Raw genomic sequence first — 19,447 nt, forward strand, 5'->3', positions numbered from 1 at the left:
CAGGGCGCGGGACTGGCGCCGATCACGGCGCTCCAGTCCACCAGCACCTCGGCGAACGGCGTGTACAAGTACGGCACCGCCACGACGTTCCCGAGCACCGGCTTCAACAACACGAACTACTACGTCGACGCGGTGTTCCAGACGAACGTCTCCAGCACCACTCCCCCGACGGTGACCTCGACCCAGCCGATCTCCGGCGCCACGGCGGTGCCGGTGAACACGCCAATCACCGCGTCGCTGAGCGAGGGCGTCACCGCCAGCACCATCAAGTTCACCCTCACCGCCCAGGGCGGCGCGGCGCAGTCCGGATCAGTGAGCTACGACCCGGTCGGCCACGTCGCGACGTTCGTCCCCAACGGCCAGCTGGCGCTGAACACGACGTACACGGCCACGGTCAGCGCGACCGACCTGTGGGGCAACGCGATGACGAGTCCGTACTCGTGGACGTTCACCACGTCGAACGCGCCGCCGACGTACACCTGCCCGTGCTCGCTGTGGAACGGGACGGCCACGCCGTCCAACCCGAACGTGGCGGACACCAAGTCGGTCGAGGTGGGCACGCGGTTCCAGTCGGCCGTGGCCGGTTACGTGACCGGAGTCAGCTTCTACAAGGGCGCGAAGAACACCGGCACGCACACCGGCAGCTTGTGGACCGCGAGCGGGACGCTGCTGGCGACCGGCACGTTCACCGCTGAGTCCGCCTCCGGCTGGCAGACGCTGACGTTCGCCTCTCCGGTGGCGATCTCGGCGAACACCCCGTACATCGCCTCGTACCACGCGCCGGTCGGCTACTACGCCTCGAACTCGGCGTACTTCACCTCGGCGATCACCTCGTACCCGCTCACCGCGTTGCAGAGCGTCACCGGCGCGGGCAACGGCCTGTACCTGTACGAGGCGGACTCGACGCTGGCGCCGAGCAACACGTACAACGCCACGAACTACTGGGTGGACGTGAACTTCACGACCACCACCAGCGGCACGACCACCGGCAGCGCGCCGGCCGCCGCGACCTCCAACGGATCCATGGTCCCGGCCACCGACAACCTGGCCGACAAGGACGACATCGTCACGACGACGACCGGCGTCTCCGACGCCGTACACCCCCCGTCGGTGACCTTCGCCCAGCCGGTCGAGCCGCAGAGCGTGCACATCACGGTCACCACGACGGTCGGCACGCAGGGCACCGAATCGCCCGCGGGCACGGCCGTGGCCGGTACCCTGATGTACAACCCTGCGACGCTGACGGCCTCGTTCCGCCCGAGCGAGCCGTTGCGTCCTGGCGCGATCTACCGCGCGGTGGCCACGGCGGACGACATGCACGGGAAGGCGGCCCAGCCCGTCTCCTGGACCTTCCGCGAACTCGTGCCGGGCAGCGCGACTCCGGAGCGGCTGCCAGGGCAGGCGCCGGGCGGCAACGTGCCGATGGTCGTCGCGCTCGCCAGCGAGAACGACAGCTGGCGGCGTACCGACCCGCTGCCGCCGACGGATCTCTGATCGGCTGAACGGCACGGCGGCCTCAGGCACACCAGCCTGAGGCCGCCGTGGTCTCAGGCACGGTCGCACCAACAACCCCGGCAGTCCCAGCGACAAGACAACGGCTCGACAGAAGGCAGGCACCGCCCATGAGTTCGGTCAGCGTCGTGATCCCCTGCTACCGCTACGGCCACTTCCTGGAGCAGTCGGTGGGCAGCGCGCTGAACGGGCAGGACGGCGTCGACGTCCGGGTCCTGATCGTCGACGACGCCTCGCCCGACGACTCCGCCGAAGCGGCGAGGCGCATCGCCGAGGCGGACTCGCGGGTCGAGGTGCTCGTGCACGAACAGAACCGGGGCCACCTCAGGACGTACAACGAGGGCCTGCTCGACTGGGCGGACGGCGACTACACGGTGCTGCTGTCCGCCGACGACCAGCTGGTCCCCGGCGCGCTCGTCCGCGCGGCGGCCCTGCTCGACGCGCACCCCGAAGTAGGGTTCTGCTACGGCCACCCCCTCCGCTTCACCACCGAGGCCCCGCTCCCCCCGGCACGCACGGAGAGCAGGGGCTGGTCGGTCTGGCCGGGCAAGTGGTGGCTGGAACGCCGCTTCAAAGCGGGCCACGGCTGCATCACCTCCCCCGAGGTGGTCGTGCGCACCGACCTACAGCGCAAACTGGGCGGCTACGACCCCCGTCTCCCCCACTCCGGCGACATCGAGATGTGGATGCGTTTCGCAGCACACGCCGACGTCGGCTACCTCAGGGGTGTGGACCAGGCCTACTACCGCGTCCACAGCGCGAGCATGTCCAAGACCGACTTCTCCGGCCAGCTCGACGACCTCCGCCAGCGCAAGGCGGCGTATACCGTAGCCCTGGAAAAGTCCGAGGACACCCTCAACGCCAACGAACGCAACAAACTGGCGGACACAGTCCACCGCAAGCTCGCCCGCCAAGCCCTCTGGCGCGCCGCCCGCGCGTACGACCGCGGCCGCACCCGCCAGGTCCCGGTCGAAGAACTCGTCGCCTTCGCACAGGACTGCTGGCCCGCCTACCGCGCCCTGCCCGAGTTCCGCGGCCTCTCGCTACGCCGCCGCCTCGGCCCCGCCGCAATGCCGTACCTCCAGCCGCTCGTACTCTCGGCGTACGCCCACAAGGGCCGCGAGTGGTTGTGGTGGCGCAACTGGCGCCGCACCGGCATCTGACGCTCTACGCTGCGAATGTGATCACTGTCAACACGCTGAAGCCGGACGACCGCGCGGCCTGGGAGTCCCTGTTCGCGGGCTACCACGAGTTCTACGGACGCCCGAACTGGCCGCAGGAGAACTACGACCGAGCCTGGCAGGAATTCCAGGCGGCCGACCGAATGCCCCTCTTCGAACTTGACCGTGGCCGGCGGCGCAGGGTCGGCCGACGCGCAGCGGCGGGCGAGCCTACAGCCGCCTATAAGGCCACGGTCAAGTTCGAAGAGCCCCGAATGCATGCACTCGGCGCACGGCTCGACGAGCGCCTGGTCGGGATCGCCCACTACCTCGTCCATCCGAGCACTTCCTCGGCTGACGTCTGCTACCTGCAAGACCTCTTCACCGCCCCGGACGCCCGGGGCCGGGGCGTAGCCCGAGCATTGATCGCAGCCGTCGAGGCGTCAGCCCGTGACGGCGGCTGCGCCCGCGTCTACTGGCACACTCAAGCGGCCAACGCCACCGCCCGACGGCTCTACGACCAGGTCGCAGAGAACCGTGGCTTCATCCAGTACGTCATCCAGCTGTGATCCAACGGTTGTGTTGCTTAATTTGAACGCTGGAGATACCGCTCCAAGTCCTGAGCGGACGTCCACAGGTGCTGCTGACCTCGGGCACTACGCACTAAGAGCCCCTGCCGCTCCAGACCAAGCAAGTCCTGGCGTGCAGTTGACCAGAGCGTTGAAGTCAGGCGGTGGCATCGGCCTGCCCATAAGATCACCCTGTCCGCGCGCCAGCGAGCGCATGAGTACCAGCGAGGTACTACTAGCTCCCAATCTAGTAGGTCTGCGGCCGTCGCGATGGGTAGCGCACGCACCAGGAGGGCCTACCAGTTAGCTACTAGTAGCTACCAAAATAGTAGCTGGTTGCACCGCGAAGTGCAGCGAAGCGGAGCCCACGGTGGGTCTGCACTAGACGCACGCCGACGCGAGGCGGCGCAGCAAGCGCGGCGTCCAGCGCGTACGCGGCAGCGCTCTGGTCCGTGGAGCGGACGAGCCTTCGGCGAGGGCGCGGAGCGGGGGCGGGCGGGAAAAGATCAGCGCGAAGCACGTGGGCGTAACGAAGTGGAGCCCTTGGCGCCTCGGCGTCCTGAGGCACGTCAGACCTTTGAGCTCGCACTCGCGTCCGAGTTCCACACCGTGTAGTACGTGTTGGGATTCACCAGGTAGCGCACGGTCGGCACGGGCAGGTGGGCGATGCGGTGCCTGCGCGCGTACCGATAGAGCGAGGCCCAGTCCTCGCGTGGGAGCACGCCCTTGTCACGCCGCAGGCGGCTGAAGCGCAGGGCGCGGGACCGTCGCGCGACGAAGGCGTTGGCGTCGAGGAATGCGCGCTCACGGGCAACGCGGCGATCGTAGGGCACGGAGAGGATGTCCATCTCGCGGCCGTCGGGGGTGACGCGGCGCAGCGCGGTGTACACGCCGTGCAGGCGATACGCACGCTCGTTCGGCCTGGCTTCGAGCGCGCCGAGAGTCACGGCGAGATGGTCGGGCTCCCACGTGTTGTCGTCGTCGAGGAAGGCCACGAACGGCGAGCGCGCCAGGCGGATGCCGACGTTGCGCACGACGCCGAGGACCGCGGTGTTGCGCCGCAGACTCACCACGACGACGCGCGGGTCGTCGGGCAGCGGCGGGACCTGGCCGCCACCGTCGTCGACGACGATAATCCGGTGCTCGGTCACCGTCTGGGCGAGGGCGGACTCCACGGCCGCGACGAGGGTGTCGGCGCGCTTGTACGTCGGGACGACCGTGGTCACCAGCGCCGGCCCGCCGTCCGGCAGCAGCCGTCGCAGCCGTCTGACCTCGGCGCTCTCGAAGAGCCAGACCCGGGGGACGGTGTGCCAGAGCAGCAGCTTGTTGCGCAGCTCGTACAGCGGCAGCCAGCCGTAGCGGCGGCGCAGAAAGCGCTTGACGGCGCGACGGATCACGAGCGGGCTCCTGCTCCTGCGGGTTCCGGGACGGGCTCGGGCTTCGGTCCGGCCTGGGGACGGGCCAGGTTCCGCAGCGGCCACACGACGGGCACGTACACCGCGAACGCCACCGCGCTGGCCGTGAAGAGATACACGGTCTCCCCCATGTGCAGCCGGCCGAGGCCGAGCGCGACGGCTGCCATCAGGGCACCGCCGGCGAACGGGCGTACACAGGCCCGCACGATGACCATCGGGGAGATCCCGCCGCGGGCCAGCGCCCAGACGAACAGCGGCGCCACCAGCGGTCCGGCCACCAGGATGTGACCGACTCCGACCCCTGAGATGCCACGGCTGCGGGCGGCGAGCAGCAGCACCGGGATCAGCGCCACCAGCCACCAGCCCTGCACGGTGATCAGCGCCCTGCGGCGGCCGGAGGCGACCAGGCAGTCGTAGGCGAGCTCGAATGCCACCCGCAGCAGGCCGAGCAGCGCCAGGAAGCGCAGCGCGCCCGAGGCGTTGACCCACTGGTGGCCGTAGATCGTGTAGATCACCGGCTTGGGCATCACGGCGAGCAGAACGCACGCGGGCACGGCGGCCGCCATCAGCAGGGCCAGGCCCCGGCCGAAGCTGTCCGACAGCGCGGCGCGCGAGTTGGCGACGCGCGAGAAGCCGGCGAACGAGACGCGGCGCGCTATCTCCGAGACGCTGCGCACCGGCCAGCTCGAAACGTTGAACGCGATTTGGTACAGGCCGAGTTGCACCGGCCCGAGCGTCGCGCCGACCACGATCGAGTCCACGTTCAGCATCGCCAGGACCAGCAGGCTGGCCCCGGCCAGCGGCACGCCGAAGGCGAGCAGCTTTCGCGCCTCGGCGCGGTCCCAGCCAGGGCGCAGGAAGCCGGGGGCCGCGAGCGAGCAGCCGATCAGGGCGACCATGTTGCCCGCGATCGAGCCCCAGGCGAAGCTCATCGCGCCGAACCCGGCCACCGCGAGCCCGATCGTCAGGCCGCTGCTGATCGTGAAGTTGGCCATGTCGATGAACATGCGGCGGCGCTGCTCGAAGTTGCGGGTCAGCATCCCGGCCGGGACGCAGGCGATGCCGTCGATGACCACGGCGATGCCGAGGACGCGCAGCATCGACGTCGCGTCGGACGCGCCGAGCAGCCGGGCGAACTGCGGCGCCGCGGCGAACAGCACCAGGTAGAGCAGCGCGCTGGAGGCGAACGAGAGGGTCAGCACCGTCGGCGCGAACTTCTTCGGGTCGCGGTCCCAGCGCACGATCGCCAGGCTCACCCCGAGTTCGTTGGCCGACAGCAGCACTGCGAGGGCGACCAGCCCGACCGCGTACAGGCCCCAGTCGCGCGGGCCGAGCAGCCCGCGGGCGAGGATCACGCCGGTCAGGAAGTTGCCCAGCCGCATGACGACCGTGTTGATGAAGCTCCAGCGCACGCCGCGGCGGATCTCCCCGCCGACCCGGGTGCCCGCGGTGACCACCGGGATCTCGCCGGTCTCCGACGAGGACAGCCGGGACTGCACCGCGACGGTCCGGGTGATCGGCATGATCACCGTGTCGTCCTCCGCAGGCGGCGGAATCCACGGCCGCAGGCTTGAGACGATGGCCTGCGGCGTGCGGGTCAGCCGGCCGAGGTCGCGGTGCGACGACGTGCCGGGGCTCTGGGACGCCTGCCGCGGCAGGGAGAGGGTGAAGAAGTCGCGGGCCCGCTGCGCCGCGGCGAGCGCCGGCGAGTTCCTCGCCGGACGCCTGGCCAGCTCGCCCTCGCGGCGGGAGATCCCGAGGAACGCCCCGGCGCAGCCGAGCAGCAGGAAGACGATCCCGGCGAACATCGGGAAACCGAGCGAGTCGAAGGTCGCGCTGACCACCAAAGCCACGGCGAACGCGGCGACGAAGCTCTGTCCGAGTTCGCGGTTCGCCTCGTCCTTCCACAGCCGCCGGGCCAGCCAGGCGCAGCGCATCCCGGTGAAGTAGAGCACGGCGATGGACAGCGCGCCGACGATGCCGATCTCGACCACCGCGAGCAGGTACTGGTTGTCCGTGTACCGGTACAGCGACGGGATGAAGGTGCGAAATCCCCGCCCGAACAGCGGCCGCTGCGCGACGTACTGAGCGACGCCCGCGTAGTCCATCGTGCGCGCCTGCGTGCTGTTGTCACCGCCGCCGAGGAAGGCGCTGAACAGATTGACGGTCGTGCTGACCAGGCCCGGCACGGCGATCTTCATCGCGCCGACGCCGAGCGCGACGAAGCCGAGCGCGGGCCAGCGGCGGCTCGGCCGCCAGGTCGGCAGCAGCACGACCAGCACCACGGCCAGGCCGATGATGGAGGTGCGCGACACGGTCATCGGCAGCGCCCCGCCGATCAGCGCCACCGGCAGCCAGCGCCGCAGCACGCCGCTCTCGCGCCGCGCCGGGTCGAGCGCCTGCTGGATCGCGAACGGCAGCAGCATCGCCAGCACCCCGGCCAGCTCCAGCGGGTGCGCGGCGGTGGACGAGGGCCGGGTGAAGGCGCCGCGCACGATGATGCCGCTGATGTCGGCGCTGGACTTCAGGCCGGGCAGATGCACGTTGGCCAGCAGGTCCCTGCGCAGCTGGAACTCGATGATGTCGAGCGCGGCGATCGCGGCGCCGAACACCACCATCCGGCGCAGCAGCAGCTTGAGCCGGTCCAGATCGGTGATCGCCGCGGAGGCGACCACGATCACGCCGGTCCACGCGAGCAGTCCGATCAGCCCGCGGTCGGCGGCGGAGGTCTCCAGCGCCACCGGCGCACGGCTGCCCTGCCCAAGCGAGACGTACGCGAGCAGTATGCAGGCCGAGAACGCACAGAACGCCAGCCGCACCGCCCGCGTCCGCCGGGCCGGCAGGAGCCTTCCGGCGAGCCACGAGGCCAGGTACCAGAGCAGCGCGAGCAACGCGTAGATGTTGGCAGGAGTACCCGCGGCACCGAGCGCGGGCACGGTCCAGGTGGACGGGATCAGCTCCAGCAGCGCCACATAGACGGAGAGCACCGCGACCGCGTCGAGTCCGTGGCGGCGCTTGCGCGGTTTCGGCGGCGGGTCGTCGTCCCGGGCACGGGGCCGCAGGCTCATCCCCAACCGGGCGTTGCGGACGGCGGGATCGGCCTCGGGACCGAGTCCGCGCAGGCCGAGGGTCGGCGCGGACACTAGTCGCGCGACCCCGGGGCGCGGCCGCTCAGCTCGGAGCGCGCGGGTTCGAAGGGGTCACGCTCCAGGTCGACCGCGCCGTCCATGCCGTACCAGCGCGACGCGACGGACGGCGTGCCCGTGTTCGGGCGCTCGCCGTGAGCGGACTCGGCGTCCCGCTCGATGCTGTGGGTGCTGGCCGGCTCGACGGTCTGCGTGCCGGTGTCGTAGTCGTAGAACTCGTCCGGCTCCGCACCGAACGGCACCCGACGTCGGCGCCGGCGCCGGGAGACCAGGATGCTCTCGACCATGAAGGTGGCCAGGAAGGCGATCACCAGGCCGCCGAACGCGGTGAGCAGCACGTCCTGCGTCTTGGTCTTGGTCTGCTTGGCCGGCGGGCCGGGCGGCACGATGACCATGGACCTGATCATGTCCTCAGGGCGCACCGAGGCCTGCACCTGCACCGCCTGGAGCTGGTCCACGGTGTACTGCGTCAGCGTGTTCATCGAGGTGAGCACGTGCTCCCGGTCGGGGCCGGTGACGGTCAGCGTGATGAACGGGCCCTGGGCCGCGGCGGCGAGCACGACGGAGAAGGACTCGGTGACGCCGCGCGCGCGCAGGTCGTTGCCCGCGTCGGCGGAGCCCATCCGGCGAACCAGGAAGTCCGCGGTGTCGTTGAGTGAGGAGTTGTAGTTAAGGAACGGATTACGCGTCCCCGGGATGGTCGACGTGCCGGCGGTGGCCGACTGCGAAGCCAGCAGCGAGAGCGAGCTGGTCGACTGGTATTTGGTCGGGATGGCCCGGTCCACGCCGATGGTCAACGCGATGGTCAACACGAGTAACGGCGCCATCACGTACCAACGAGCGCGAATAACCCGGATGACCTCGGCCAGGTCCATGAACCCTCCCCTTATGAGTGCGCAGACACCTCTGCCCGGTCACCCAGCCGGGTCGGAGTGGCGCACCGTCCACGGGTAGAGAATAGGACCCGTCCTGCCCGGACATCCACCACATCAACAACTTCGGTTCCAGATCCCGACATTGGGGGGCGCGCGGACCGATTCTTCTATACGGTGTGGGCGGGTGGGACGCGGACCAGGGGAGGGGCTGCGGTGACGTTCCGGGAACTGCTCGGCACGATCAGGGCGCGGTGGTATGTCACGGCGGTGATCGTGCTGGTCACGCTCGCCGCGGCGTACAAGGTGGACCGTCCGCCGCGGTACTACCAGGCGGACACGGTGCTGCTGCTGATTCCGCCGACGGACCCGAGCGCACCGAATGCGTTGACCGCGGCCACTCCGTCGATCGCGCAGACCGGTGTGCTGGTCGACTCGATCCTCAGCGACTCGTCCTCGGCCGAACAGCTGCGCAAGGCCGGGGTGACCGGCAATTTCTCGCTCGTGCCGCGCAACAACGGCACGATCCAAACTCCCCGATACACGGTCCCGGCCGAACAACTGATCGTCAGCGGCTCCGATCCGGACGCGTCGCTCGCCAGCGTCACCGCGCTGTCCTCGGCGTACGCCCGGGAGCTCGACGACCTTCAGACACGCGCCGGAGTGACGGCGGCGGATCGAATCACGACGCAGGTGCTCGTGCCTCCGGCGGTCGCGCCGGTCAAGGGTTCGAAGTCGCGCGGCCTGGCGGGGGTCGCGGCGATCGGCGGCATCGCGGTGGTACTGCTTCCGGCCGCGTTCGACCGGTACGCACGCCGCCGGTCCCGCCGCTTGGCCGCCAAGCGCACGCGATCACCGGGCAAGTCCGGCGCGGAACCGCCCAAGGAGAGGCTCGCAGCATGAGCAGCATGAACGATGCGGGCGGCACGAATGCCGTCCGCATCGCCCCCGAGGCGGACGTCCACGCCAGCGCCGTGCTCGGCGACGGCACTTCGGTGTGGCATCACGCGGCGGTGCGCGAGCATGTCGTGCTCGGCCATTCGTGCATCGTCGGGCGGGGCGCGTACCTCGGGCCGGGGGTACGTGTCGGCGACAATGTCAAGATCCAGAACTACGCGCTCGTCTACGAGCCCGCGACGCTCGGCGACGGGGCATTCGTCGGGCCGGGCGTGGTGTTCACCAACGACTTGAACCCGCGCTCGGTGACGCCGGACGGCCGGCTCAAGACCGCCGACGACTGGGAAGCGGTGGGCGTGACGGTGCTGGAAGGCGGCTCGGTCGGGGCGCGCGCGGTGTGCGTCGCGCCGGTGACGATCGGCCGCTGGGCGATGGTCGCCGCGGGCGCGGTGGTGACCCGCGACGTGCCGGACTTCGCGCTGGTCGCCGGGGTCCCGGCCAGGCGGATCGGCTGGGTCGGGCGGGCTGGGACGCGCTTGGTGGACGAGGGCGACGGCCGGTACTCCTGCCCGCAGACCGGCGCGGTCCACGTGGAGAAGGACGGCTCGCTCACGGAGATCGAGACCCGGTGAATGATCAAGACACAGTGAATGATCAAAGCACAGTGATAGCTCGAAACCCGCTGAACGATCAGGCCGTCGCTCGCGCCGTGATCGTCGTGCTCAACCTGCCGGTGCCCGACGACCACCGGGTGTGGGCACAGGCGGAAGCACTGCGCGACGACGGTGCGGCAGTGACGGTGGTCTGTCCGGCGATCCGCGGCAAGACCCCGGGTTCGGAGACGATCGACGGTATCGACGTCGTCTACTTCCGCTCGTTCGAGGGCGCCGGGCGGCTCGGCACGATCGTCGAGGGCGCGTGGACGACCTTCGTGTCGAGCCGCGCGGCCAAGCGAGCGCTGCGCGGGCCGGCGAGCGCGCGGATGCTCCAGGTGTGCAATCCGCCGGACATGCTCTTCGGGCTGCTGCGCTGGGCGCGACGGCGCGGCTGCCGGACGGTGTACGACCAGCACGACGTGGTTCCGGCGCTGGCCGGATCGCGTCCGGCCTTCCGCAGGCTCGAACGGTTCTTCCTGGCCTGCGAGCGGCGCACGGTCGCGGCGGCTGACGTGGTGCTGACGCCGAGCCAGGAGCAGGTGGAGCGCCTGCGCCTGCTGTACAACCGCCAAGCGGTCGTCGTGCGCACGGCGTCCATCGTCGAGTCGGCAGGCGGCACCCGCCATCCGCAGAACGATGAGACCGCGAAGCCTCACGAACTCGTCCTCGGCTATCTCGGCGTGATCGGCGAGCAGGACGGAGTCGGCGACCTGCTCGACGCGGTCGTCGCGTTGCGCGCCCGCGGGCTGACCGGGTTCCGGGTCGAGATCGCCGGCGACGGCCCCGCACTGCCCGCGGTCCGCGAGCAGGCGGCCCGGCAGGGGCTGGGCGAGTTGGTGCGGCTGCACGGCTGGCTCGGCCCGCGGCAGATCGCCGCGTTCCTCGACGGGATCGACGCGATGGTGGTGCCCGATCCGGACATCGAGTTCAACCACTATTGCGCGATGAACAAGGTGACGCACGCGATGGCGCGCGGCATCCCGGTCGTGCTGCGTCCGTTGCGCGAGAATTCCCGGCTGGTCGCCGGGGCGGCCGTGATCGCCGAGGACATGAGCCCGTCCGCGTTCGCCGACGCGCTGGAGACCTTGCTCACCGTGCCCTCCGAGACCCGCGAAGCCATCGGCAGGAAGCTGCACGAGATATTCGAGGCCGAACTGGCGTGGCACAGCTCCGCGCCACGCTACCTGGAGGCGGCGTCACCGGCCCGGCGGGTGCACCAGTAGCAGCCGCTCACAGACACCACAGCCGCAAAACAGCCGGAAACCGTTTGACCCGGGCTCCTTCCGCCTTCCACCATGAATCGGTGACCTTGCGGATTCAGAACCTGACCATCGACTGCCACGATCCGTACGCCGTGGCGGCATTCTGGCAGTCGGCGTTGGGTTGGCGGCGCACCCAGGAGGAACCGGACGAGATCATCCTTGAGCCACCTGCCGGCAGCCCGCAGGACGGCGTCGCGCCCGACCTGCTCTTCCAGCGCGTGCCGGATCCGACGGCCGGCAAGATCCGGATGCACCTGGACCTGCGGCCGGACGACCAGCAGGCAGAGGTCGACCGGCTGATCTCGCTCGGCGCCAAGAAGGTGGACATCGGTCAGGGGCCGGACACGACGTGGGTCGTGATGGCCGATCCCGAGGGCAACGAGTTCTGCGTCCTCAAGGTTCTAACGCAGTAGGCAGTAGGCGGCAGACAGCAGGGCGGCGAGCCGGCGAAGCCGACCGAACGGACGACACACTCGATCAGGACTTGAGCGAAGCTCCAGATTTGCCGCAGCGCCGCGACCTGTGATTGTGACAGCACGGAGGCATTTCCCGGACACGGCCGTTACGTTGCTGTTTGCGGCAGGACACCTTTTCCGCTTAGCCTCCGCGGGTGGCATCCGGTGTAGATGAGCTTGACGTCGAGGCAGATCACAGCGTGCAAGAAGACGATGGCACGCAGAAAACCGAACGGACGAGCAGTCGCGTCCCGGACGTGGTGTACCGCGTCGCGGACCGGCTCGGCATCGGTGCCCTGGAGGGCACCGCGCTGCGCATATGGGTGCTCACCCGCGTCACTATTTTCGTATTCGCATACGACGTCGCCTGGATGACGCAGCCGAAGAGCAAATACGGCCCGCACAGCTTCACCATGCTGTGGGAACGCTGGGACTGGCTGCGTTACCAGGGCATCGCCGCGCACGGCTACACCGGCAGCGCGCGCCACGGCTCGTCGATCGCGTTCTTCCCCGGTTATCCGATCTTGCTGCGCGCGGTGCAGACCGTGCTGCGCTCGTACACGGTCAGCGGTCTGGCGATCTCGTTCGTCGCCGGGGCGATCGCGACGGTGGCGCTCACCCGGATCATCGTGCTCGAAGCGGAATCCGCTTTCGGCAGGGACGCCGAGGGGCTGGAGAAGACTCGCACGGCGGTACGCGAGGGCACGCTGCTGTGGCTGTTCGCCCCGGCAGCCTTCTTCCTGGCCGCCGGCTACACCGAGGCACCGTTCCTCGCTCTCGCGCTGCCGGCCTGGCTTTACGCGCGCCGTGGCCGCTGGCTGGCCTCCGGACTGCTGCTGGCCGGGGCGAGCGCGATCCGGATCAACGGCGTGTTCGAATTCCTGGCGATCGCGGTGCTGTTCCTCGTGCAGACCAGGCCGCGCACCCTGCGCGAGTGGCTGCGCGGCACGCCGCTGCTGATCTCGCTGGCGCCGGTCGTGGCCTTCTTCGGCTTCCTGTACTGGCTGACCGGCCACTGGAACGCCTGGCACGACGCCGAGGTCCAGGGCTGGAACCGGCATCTGACCGACCCGGTCCACTCGCTGGTGAACACCTGGAAGTACGCCTTCGGCGGGCGGGTCCTGCCGGCCAACGCCGCGTGGGAGTACCAACTCGAAATGATCGCGATGGCGGTCGGCGTGGCGCTGCTGGTCTGGCTGCTGCGCAAGCGCCGCTGGGCCGAGGCGACGTTCGTCGGCCTGTCGGTGGTGTCCCTCGGCACGTCGCACAACTACCTGTCCGTGCCCCGCGAGATGCTGCTGTGGTGGCCGCTGTGGGCGATCCTCGGCGTATGGACGGTGCGCAGGCCGTGGATCCGCACGGTCTACCTGTGCGTCTCCACACCACTGCTGTTCACGGTCGCGTACCTGTTCCTGATGGGCGAGTGGGCGGGCTGAGCCCGCCTTGCTCATCAGCGATCAGTCTTCGTCGAACGGCAGCAGCGTGAAGGCATTCGCACCCCAAAGCGGCCGCAGCACGCGGAAATGCCTCTGATCGAGCGTGAGCAGCCGCGTGGTGCGATAACGGTCGGCCAGCACCACATTGGACGCATCGGCGACGCCGATGTACGCATCACGGTAACCGGTCGTCAGGTCTACGGCGACTGCATGGTCTTCGGCGTCCCAGCTTGCCAGCTCATATGCTTCTGCGGCCACATCACGAGCGAAGGCGCGCGCTGCGTCGGCTCCCAAACGTGTGTAGAGCATATAGTCGGCTTCTGCGACGATCATCGGCGAGACGACAAGGGGCTCTCCATGAGCGGCCTTGAGCGCAGCGACAACAGCGCGGTGCCCATCCTGGTCCTCATCGAGAGCCGCCAGGACAGCGCTCGTGTCAACGATGATCGTCACGCGCCGAAGCCTCGCATCAATTCGGCGTCGATCTCCTCGGCACTCAACGAGGACCCGCTGCGGAAGCCGCCGACAACAGGCTCCGGGCGCGGCACGCGGTCACCCATGAGCTTGTCGATCTCCTGCGCCATGGTCAGCCCGTCCTCGGCAGCCAAGCGGTGAAGCCGATCACGCAGTGACTTCGACACCTTGATCGTCGTCATAGTCATACCACTGAGTATACCCGCATAGCGCTAGGCTGAGGCGGAGCCGGTCCCGTCGCCGATCAGGCGGCGGGTCACGCCGGTCCAGGCGGCCGGGTCGGTGATCCGGCGGCCGTCGACCAGGGTCTTGACTCCGGGCAGGTCGGCCGGGGTGAGCTGGCGGTACTCCTGGTGGTCGGTCTGGATGACTGCGGCGTCCACCCTGGTGCCCGCGAGGTAGGGCTCGAAGCCCAGGGCGCGGATCTCGTCCTCGGTGTACATCGGGTCGCAGACCAGCGGGAGCGCTCCGCGCGAGCGCAGTGCCTCGACGACGCCGAAGACGCCGGAGAACGCCGTCTCCTTCACCGCGCCACGGTAGGCGACACCGAGGACCGCGACGCGCTGGCCGGCCAGCTCGCCGTGCGCGCCGGCCAGCAGACCGACCGCGTATGCGGGCATCGCGGCGTTGGTTTCGCGGGCGGAGCGCACGACCTGGGCTTCCGGGTCGTTCCACAGGTACATCCGCGGGTAGACCGGGATGCAGTGGCCGCCGACGGCGATGCCTGGCTGGTGGATGTGGCTGTACGGCTGGCTGTTGCAGGCCTCGATGACCTTGGCGATGTCCAGCCCGGCCTTGTCCGCGAAGCGCGCGAACGTGTTGGCCAGACCGATGTTCACGTCCCGGTAGGTGGTCTCGGCGAGCTTGGCCAGCTCCGCGGCCTCGGCGGTGCCCAGGTCCCACACGCCGTTCGGGCGGGCCAGGTCCGTGCGCGCGTCGAAGTCGAGCACCGCCCGGTAGAACGCGATGCCGAGCTCGGTCGAGTACGCGTCGATCCCGCCGACCAGCTTGGGGTACTTGCGCAGGTCGGCGAAGACCCGACCGGTCAGCACCCGCTCGGGGCTGAACACGACCCCGAAGTCGGTGCCCGCGATCAGGCCGGAGCCCGCCTCCAGCAGCGGAGCGAACCGCTCGCGGGTGGTGCCGACCGGCAGCGTGGTCTCGTAGCTCACCACGGCGCCGCGGGCCAGCCCGGCGGCGATCGTTTCGGTGGCGGCGTCGAGCGGGCCGAAGTCCGGCACGTCCTGGGCGTCCACGATCAGCGGCACGACCACGACGATCGCCTCAGCGCCGCGGGCCGCGGCGGTGCCGTCGGTGGTGGCGGTCAGCCGGCCGTCGGCGACGACCTCCTTCAGCAGGGCGTCGAGCCCCGCCTCGCCCGGAAAGGGCGCGACCCCGTCGTTGACGAGCTCGACGACGCGCTGCGAGATGTCGTAGCCGACGACCTCGTGGCCCTTGCTCGCGTACTGGACGGCCAGCGGGAGGCCGATCTTCCCCAGGGCGACTACGCAGATCCGCACGGTCGCTGGTCTCCTCTGCTCGGTGCGTTCTAGTACGTGGTGCTGCTCAAGCCTAGACGGCCGGGACCGTCTGGCCGGTGCGCGCGGATTCGAGCACCGCTTCGGCCACGACCACGGCGCGCAGGCCTTGGCGCAGCGTGACGATGCTCGCGTTCGGCTTGCCCTCGACCGCGTCGCGGAAGGCCTCGTGCTCGACGGTCAGCGGCTCGCGCTTGGCGATGGCGTAGCGGGTCATGTCGCCCTCGGACACGCCGCGGAAGGCCGAGACCGCGTCCCACTGCGTGCGGGTCGAGCCGTTGGCGAAGAAAGTCAGATCGGCCGTGAGGGTGTCGGCGACGAAGCAACCGAGGTCCCCGGTGACGATCGAGACCCGCTCCTTGAGCGGCGAGAGCCAGTTGACCAGGTGGTTGGCGATGACGCCGGAGTCCAGGTCGCCGAGGATGGTGACCAGGTCCTCGTGCGGGCGGCCGCTCTTGTTGGTCGTGCGCGCGCTGACCGTGCGGTAGTCCGAGCCGGTGACGAAGGCGGTCAGGTCCAGGTCGTGCGTCGCCAGGTCCTTGACCACGCCGACGTCCGCGATCCGGTGCGGGAACGGGCCCTGGCGGCGGGTGGCGACCTGGAAGACGTCGCCGAGCTCGCCCGCCTCCAGCCGGGCGCGCATGCTTTGCAGCGCGGGATTGTACCGCTCGATGTGGCCGACCGCGGCGACCAGGCCGCGGCTCTCGAAGGCCTCAAGCAGCCGGGTGGCGGCGGCGACGTCGTGCGCGAGCGGCTTCTCGATCAGCGCCGGGACGCCTGCCTCGGCCAGGGCCAGCCCGACCGGCTCGTGGTGCGCGGTCGGGCAGACGACCACGGCGTAGTCGAGCCGGTGTTCGAGCAGCTGCTCGACGTCGGGCACCAGCGGGATGCCACCGAGCGCGTCGTGCACGTCGCCGACCGGGTCGGCCGCGGCGACCAGTTCGACGCCGTCGAGCGCGCGCAGCACACGCGCGTGGTGGCGGCCCATCGCGCCGAGACCGATGAGTCCGACGCGCAGGCCGGGAGTCTTCGCAGTGTCAGCCATGTGTTCAGCCCCCTCAGTTCTCCGGCTCGAAGGACTGGACGGCGCCGATGACCCGGTCGAGGTCGGCGTCGGTGAGGGAAGGGTGCACCGGCAGCGATAGGACTTCCTCTGCGAGCCGCATGGTCACGTCGAGCCCGTCGTCCGGCGTGCTCGCGAACGGCGCGAGCCGGTGCACCGGCGTCGGGTAGTAGACGGCGCTGCCGACCTTGTTCTCGGTCAGGTGCGCCTGCAACGCGTCGCGGTTCCCGCCGGGAACGCGGACCGTGTACTGGTGGTAGACGTGCGTCGCGCCGTCGGCGACGTGCGGCGTGCGCAGGCCGAAGGTGCCGCCGGACAGGCCCGCGTTGAGCTTCGCGGCGTTGGCCTGACGGCTCTCGTTCCAGCCGGCCAGCTTTCGCAGCTGGACCCGCCCGATCGCGGCGGCGACGTCGGTCAGCCGCACGTTGTAGCCCGCGATCTCGTTCGCGTAGCGCTTCTCCATGCCCTGGTTGCGCAACAGCCGGATACGCCGGGCGGCCTGCTCGTCCGGAGTGACCACCATGCCGCCTTCGAGCGAGTGCATGTTCTTGGTCGGGTAGAAGCTGAAGCAGGCCATGTCGCCGAGCGCGCCGACCTGCACGCCGCCCAGCGTCGCGCCGTGCGCCTGCGCGGCGTCTTCGAGCACGGCGAGACTGTGCCGCTCGGCCAGTTCGTTGATGCGCGTCATCGCGGCGGGGTGTCCGTAGAGGTGCACGGGCATGATCGCGGCGGTGTCCGGACCGATCGCGGCGGCCACCGAGTCCGGGTCGAGGTTGAAGGTGTCCGGTTCGACGTCCGCGAAGACCGGAGTCGCCCCGACCAGGCTCACCGCGTTGGCGGTGGCGGCGAAGGTGAACGAGGGGACGATGACCTCGTCACCGGGGCCGATCTCCAGGGCGTGCAGCGCGAGCAGCAGGGCGGAGGTGCCGGAGTTGACCGCGACACAGTGCCGCCCGCCGCCGATCAGCTCGCCGAACTCGGCCTCGAAGGCGGCCACCTCAGGTCCCTGCACCACCATGCCGCTGCGCAGCACCCTGACGGCTGCCTCGATCTCCTCCTCGCCGATGACCGGCTTGGCGGGCGCGATGAATTCGGTCTGCTGGCTCACGGGGTCTCCTCCGCCGCGCTCTGCATGACGAGCCGGCCCTCTGCTGTCTCGCGATACGTCTCGCCGGTCACCGGGTCACGCCACCGGGATCCGGCACTGTCCTCTTCCTGTTCCTGCACCAGCCGTTCGCCGGACTTGCCGACCCAGCCGATCCGCCGTGCGGGCACCCCGACGACGAGCGCGAAGTCCGGCACGTCGCGGGTCACGACGCTGCCAGCACCGACCATCGCCCACCGACCGACACTCACCGGCGCGACGCAGACCGCGCGGGCGCCGATCGACGCGCCCTCGCCGACCTCGACGCCGACCGCGTGCCAGTCCCCGCCCCGCTTCTGCGTGCCGTCCGGGGCGACCGAGCGGGGGCGCAGGTCGTTGGTCAGCACGGCCGCCGGCCCGACGAAGGCGCCGTCACCGAGCGTCGCGGGCTCGTACACGAGGGCGTAGTTCTGGATCTTGACGTTGTCGCCGATCAGCACGCCGGTGCCGATGTACGCGCCGCGGCCGATGACGCAGTCGCGGCCGAGGATCGCGTCCTCGCGGATCTGGGCCAGGTGCCACACGCTGGTGCCGTCGCCGAGCTTGGCGCGGTCGTCCACGTCGGCGTTGAGCGCGATGCGGACAGAGGATGGTCGGGCAGAGGTTGGTCGGGCAGCGAGCGGTGCCGTGTCCGTCGATGGTGCCGTGTCTGTCATCAGTTATCGTGCTTCGTTCGTTGCGGTCGGGACTGGCGCGGCGCGGTCGGGCCGGGTCTGGGCGACCAGGTCCACGACGGCGGCGGCGAACCGATCGTACGGGCTCGGCTCGGCCAGGGTGCGCTCGGACCACCCGACCGCGGCCTTGCGGCACAGTTCGAAGCCTCCGCGGTCGGTCGAGGACCAGCCGTTCAGCGTCGCGGCGGCGGCCTCCGGATCCGCGACGACCGCGCCCGCGGCGGCCTGCTCGACCAGTTGGGCCGCGCGCCGGATCGGCGTGGTGAGCACCGGCAGGCCGCAGGTGAAGTACTCGTAGATCTTCGAGGGCATCGCGTCCTCGAAGGCCGGGGTGCTGTGCAGCAGCGAGATCCCGGCCCAGGCCCCGGGGGCGAGCTTCCAGGCCTCCTTCGGCGGCATCCGGCCGTGCAGCCTGACCCGTGACGCGGCCCCGCTGGTCGCCTGCCATTCGGACAGCCGGGCCTCGTCCCGGGCGGCGACCGGGCCGACGATGTCGAGGTGCCAGTCCGGGGCCAGCTCGATCATGCGCAGCATGGTGAACAGGCCGCGGCTTTCGCGCACGTCGCCGATGTACAGCGCGCGCGGCACCCCGTCCAGTTGCACGCCGGCCTTCGGCAGCATGCCCAGATCCGGCATGTTCCGCACGACCAGCCGGTTCACCGCCGTGAGCGGGGGCACGTGGTCGTCGGCGACGACCGTCATGTCGGCGCCGCGGGCGAGCGCGACGGCGGCGTGCGCCCACGCCTTCGCGATCACGCCGACCACGCCGCGTGCCCAGGCCCGGTCGGCGAGCAGCGTGACGTAGTCCTCCTGCACGTCCACGACGAGCCGCGTACCGCGGGCAAGGGCACGGCGCAGACGGGCCGCCGGGACCAGGTCCGGATCCATCGTCAGCACCACCGGGCCGCGGGCGCGCACCGGAAACACCATGGCCTGGACGCCGCGTCCGATGATGCCGCGCTTCGGGGTGCCCACGAACAACGTCGGCTTGGGCGCGTCGTCCGCGCTGCCGCGGGCGATCACCTCGACGCGCAGTCCGGCGCGCAGCAACGCGGCGCAGAGCCGGTGCAGACGCGCGTCGGCGGCGTTGTGGGCGGTGCCGAGGATCGTGACGTCCGGGTCGCTCCGCTCTTCCCGCCCGCTGCCTTCCCGCCCACTGTCCGCCCGCGCCATC

At 70.2% G+C, this 19,447-nt stretch carries 18 protein-coding genes; 8 read left to right on the plus strand and 10 right to left on the minus strand.

The annotated features are described in order from the left end of the window. The 3 genes from VGS97_RS12835 to VGS97_RS12845 form a co-directional block, all read left to right on the plus strand. Positions 1-1,494: DUF4082 domain-containing protein (locus VGS97_RS12835; RefSeq protein ID WP_326853629.1), on the plus strand; the 1,494-nt coding region annotated here is incomplete at its 5' end. A 128-nt stretch (positions 1,495-1,622) separates the two neighbouring features. Then, positions 1,623-2,675 (plus strand): glycosyltransferase family 2 protein, encoded by a 1,053-nt coding sequence (locus tag VGS97_RS12840; protein WP_326853630.1) that lies wholly within the window; start codon positions 1,623-1,625, stop codon positions 2,673-2,675. Between the two features lie 17 nt (positions 2,676-2,692). Further along, on the plus strand, positions 2,693-3,241 hold the full coding sequence (locus VGS97_RS12845) for a GNAT family N-acetyltransferase (RefSeq protein WP_326853631.1): 549 nt from the start codon (positions 2,693-2,695) through the stop codon (positions 3,239-3,241). A 569-nt stretch (positions 3,242-3,810) separates the two neighbouring features. On the opposite strand, the gene VGS97_RS12850 is transcribed toward VGS97_RS12845, so the two are convergent. Genes VGS97_RS12850 through VGS97_RS12860 form a run of 3 tightly spaced genes read right to left on the minus strand, consistent with a single transcriptional unit; the run spans position 3,811 to position 8,677 of the window. Then, positions 3,811-4,638 carry a glycosyltransferase family 2 protein gene (locus VGS97_RS12850; RefSeq protein ID WP_326853632.1) on the minus strand — a complete coding sequence of 276 codons (828 nt, stop codon included), beginning with the start codon at positions 4,636-4,638 and terminating at the stop codon, positions 3,811-3,813. Continuing rightward, positions 4,635-7,799, minus strand: coding sequence for an oligosaccharide flippase family protein (locus VGS97_RS12855; RefSeq protein ID WP_326853633.1), 3,165 nt, complete (start codon positions 7,797-7,799; stop codon positions 4,635-4,637). Before VGS97_RS12855 ends, VGS97_RS12850 begins: the two co-directional genes overlap by 4 nt. Beyond that, positions 7,799-8,677, minus strand: coding sequence for a hypothetical protein (locus VGS97_RS12860; RefSeq protein ID WP_326853634.1), 879 nt, complete (start codon positions 8,675-8,677; stop codon positions 7,799-7,801). The genes VGS97_RS12855 and VGS97_RS12860 overlap by 1 nt, the downstream gene beginning before the upstream one ends. 213 nt (positions 8,678-8,890) lie before the next feature. On the opposite strand from VGS97_RS12860, the gene VGS97_RS12865 reads away from it, so the two are divergent. The 5 genes from VGS97_RS12865 (at position 8,891) to VGS97_RS12885 (ending at position 13,380) form a co-directional block, all read left to right on the plus strand. After that, the gene (locus VGS97_RS12865; RefSeq protein WP_326853635.1) at positions 8,891-9,577 is read left to right on the plus strand and encodes a hypothetical protein; all 687 of its coding nucleotides are present in this window, start codon (positions 8,891-8,893) and stop codon (positions 9,575-9,577) included. Then, positions 9,574-10,203 carry an acyltransferase gene (locus VGS97_RS12870; protein WP_326853636.1) on the plus strand — a complete coding sequence of 210 codons (630 nt, stop codon included), beginning with the start codon at positions 9,574-9,576 and terminating at the stop codon, positions 10,201-10,203. Before VGS97_RS12865 ends, VGS97_RS12870 begins: the two co-directional genes overlap by 4 nt. Before the next feature lie 32 nt (positions 10,204-10,235). Continuing rightward, positions 10,236-11,450, plus strand: a complete 1,215-nt coding sequence (locus tag VGS97_RS12875) for a glycosyltransferase (protein WP_326853637.1) — start codon at positions 10,236-10,238, stop codon at positions 11,448-11,450. Between the two features lie 80 nt (positions 11,451-11,530). Next, positions 11,531-11,902 carry a VOC family protein gene (locus tag VGS97_RS12880; protein ID WP_326853638.1) on the plus strand — a complete coding sequence of 124 codons (372 nt, stop codon included), beginning with the start codon at positions 11,531-11,533 and terminating at the stop codon, positions 11,900-11,902. 242 nt (positions 11,903-12,144) lie between these two features. Continuing rightward, on the plus strand, positions 12,145-13,380 hold the full coding sequence (locus VGS97_RS12885) for a mannosyltransferase family protein (RefSeq protein WP_326853639.1): 1,236 nt from the start codon (positions 12,145-12,147) through the stop codon (positions 13,378-13,380). Positions 13,381-13,401: 21 nt separating this feature from the next. On the opposite strand, the gene VGS97_RS12890 is transcribed toward VGS97_RS12885, so the two are convergent. The 7 genes from VGS97_RS12890 to VGS97_RS12920 form a co-directional block, all read right to left on the minus strand. After that, entirely contained in the window at positions 13,402-13,833 is a 432-nt protein-coding gene (locus VGS97_RS12890; protein ID WP_326853640.1) for a PIN domain-containing protein, read from the minus strand. Continuing rightward, positions 13,830-14,036: a hypothetical protein gene (locus tag VGS97_RS12895; protein WP_326853641.1), complete on the minus strand. Its 207-nt coding sequence runs from the start codon at positions 14,034-14,036 to the stop codon at positions 13,830-13,832. The genes VGS97_RS12890 and VGS97_RS12895 overlap by 4 nt, the downstream gene beginning before the upstream one ends. 30 nt (positions 14,037-14,066) lie before the next feature. Then, complete coding sequence (locus tag VGS97_RS12900; RefSeq protein ID WP_326853642.1) at positions 14,067-15,374, minus strand: nucleotide sugar dehydrogenase; 1,308 nt, start codon at positions 15,372-15,374, stop codon at positions 14,067-14,069. A gap of 52 nt (positions 15,375-15,426) precedes the next feature. Beyond that, a complete protein-coding gene (locus VGS97_RS12905) occupies positions 15,427-16,437 on the minus strand; it encodes a Gfo/Idh/MocA family oxidoreductase (RefSeq protein ID WP_326853643.1) in 1,011 nt (336 codons plus the stop codon). Between the two features lie 13 nt (positions 16,438-16,450). Then, positions 16,451-17,563 carry a DegT/DnrJ/EryC1/StrS family aminotransferase gene (locus tag VGS97_RS12910; RefSeq protein WP_326853644.1) on the minus strand — a complete coding sequence of 371 codons (1,113 nt, stop codon included), beginning with the start codon at positions 17,561-17,563 and terminating at the stop codon, positions 16,451-16,453. Further along, complete coding sequence (locus VGS97_RS12915; RefSeq protein WP_326853645.1) at positions 17,560-18,159, minus strand: acyltransferase; 600 nt, start codon at positions 18,157-18,159, stop codon at positions 17,560-17,562. Before VGS97_RS12915 ends, VGS97_RS12910 begins: the two co-directional genes overlap by 4 nt. A 99-nt stretch (positions 18,160-18,258) precedes the next feature. Continuing rightward, a complete protein-coding gene (locus VGS97_RS12920; RefSeq protein WP_326853646.1) occupies positions 18,259-19,446 on the minus strand; it encodes a glycosyltransferase in 1,188 nt (395 codons plus the stop codon). Between the last annotated feature and the right edge of the window lies 1 nt (position 19,447).

This window comes from Actinocrinis sp. (assembly GCF_035946395.1).
Taxonomy (GTDB): domain Bacteria; phylum Actinomycetota; class Actinomycetes; order Streptomycetales; family Catenulisporaceae; genus Actinocrinis.

Excerpts from the sequence above, each read along its gene's own strand:
- VGS97_RS12920 (WP_326853646.1), bottom strand. The coding sequence starts at position 19,446 with ATGGCGCGGGCGGACAGTGGGCGGGAAGGCAGCGGGCGGGAAGAGCGG.
- VGS97_RS12895 (WP_326853641.1), bottom strand. The coding sequence starts at position 14,036 with ATGACGACGATCAAGGTGTCGAAGTCACTGCGTGATCGGCTTCACCGC.
- VGS97_RS12905 (WP_326853643.1), bottom strand. The coding sequence starts at position 16,437 with ATGGCTGACACTGCGAAGACTCCCGGCCTGCGCGTCGGACTCATCGGT.
- VGS97_RS12870 (WP_326853636.1), top strand. The coding sequence starts at position 9,574 with ATGAGCAGCATGAACGATGCGGGCGGCACGAATGCCGTCCGCATCGCC.
- VGS97_RS12840 (WP_326853630.1), top strand. The coding sequence starts at position 1,623 with ATGAGTTCGGTCAGCGTCGTGATCCCCTGCTACCGCTACGGCCACTTC.
- VGS97_RS12860 (WP_326853634.1), bottom strand. The coding sequence starts at position 8,677 with ATGGACCTGGCCGAGGTCATCCGGGTTATTCGCGCTCGTTGGTACGTG.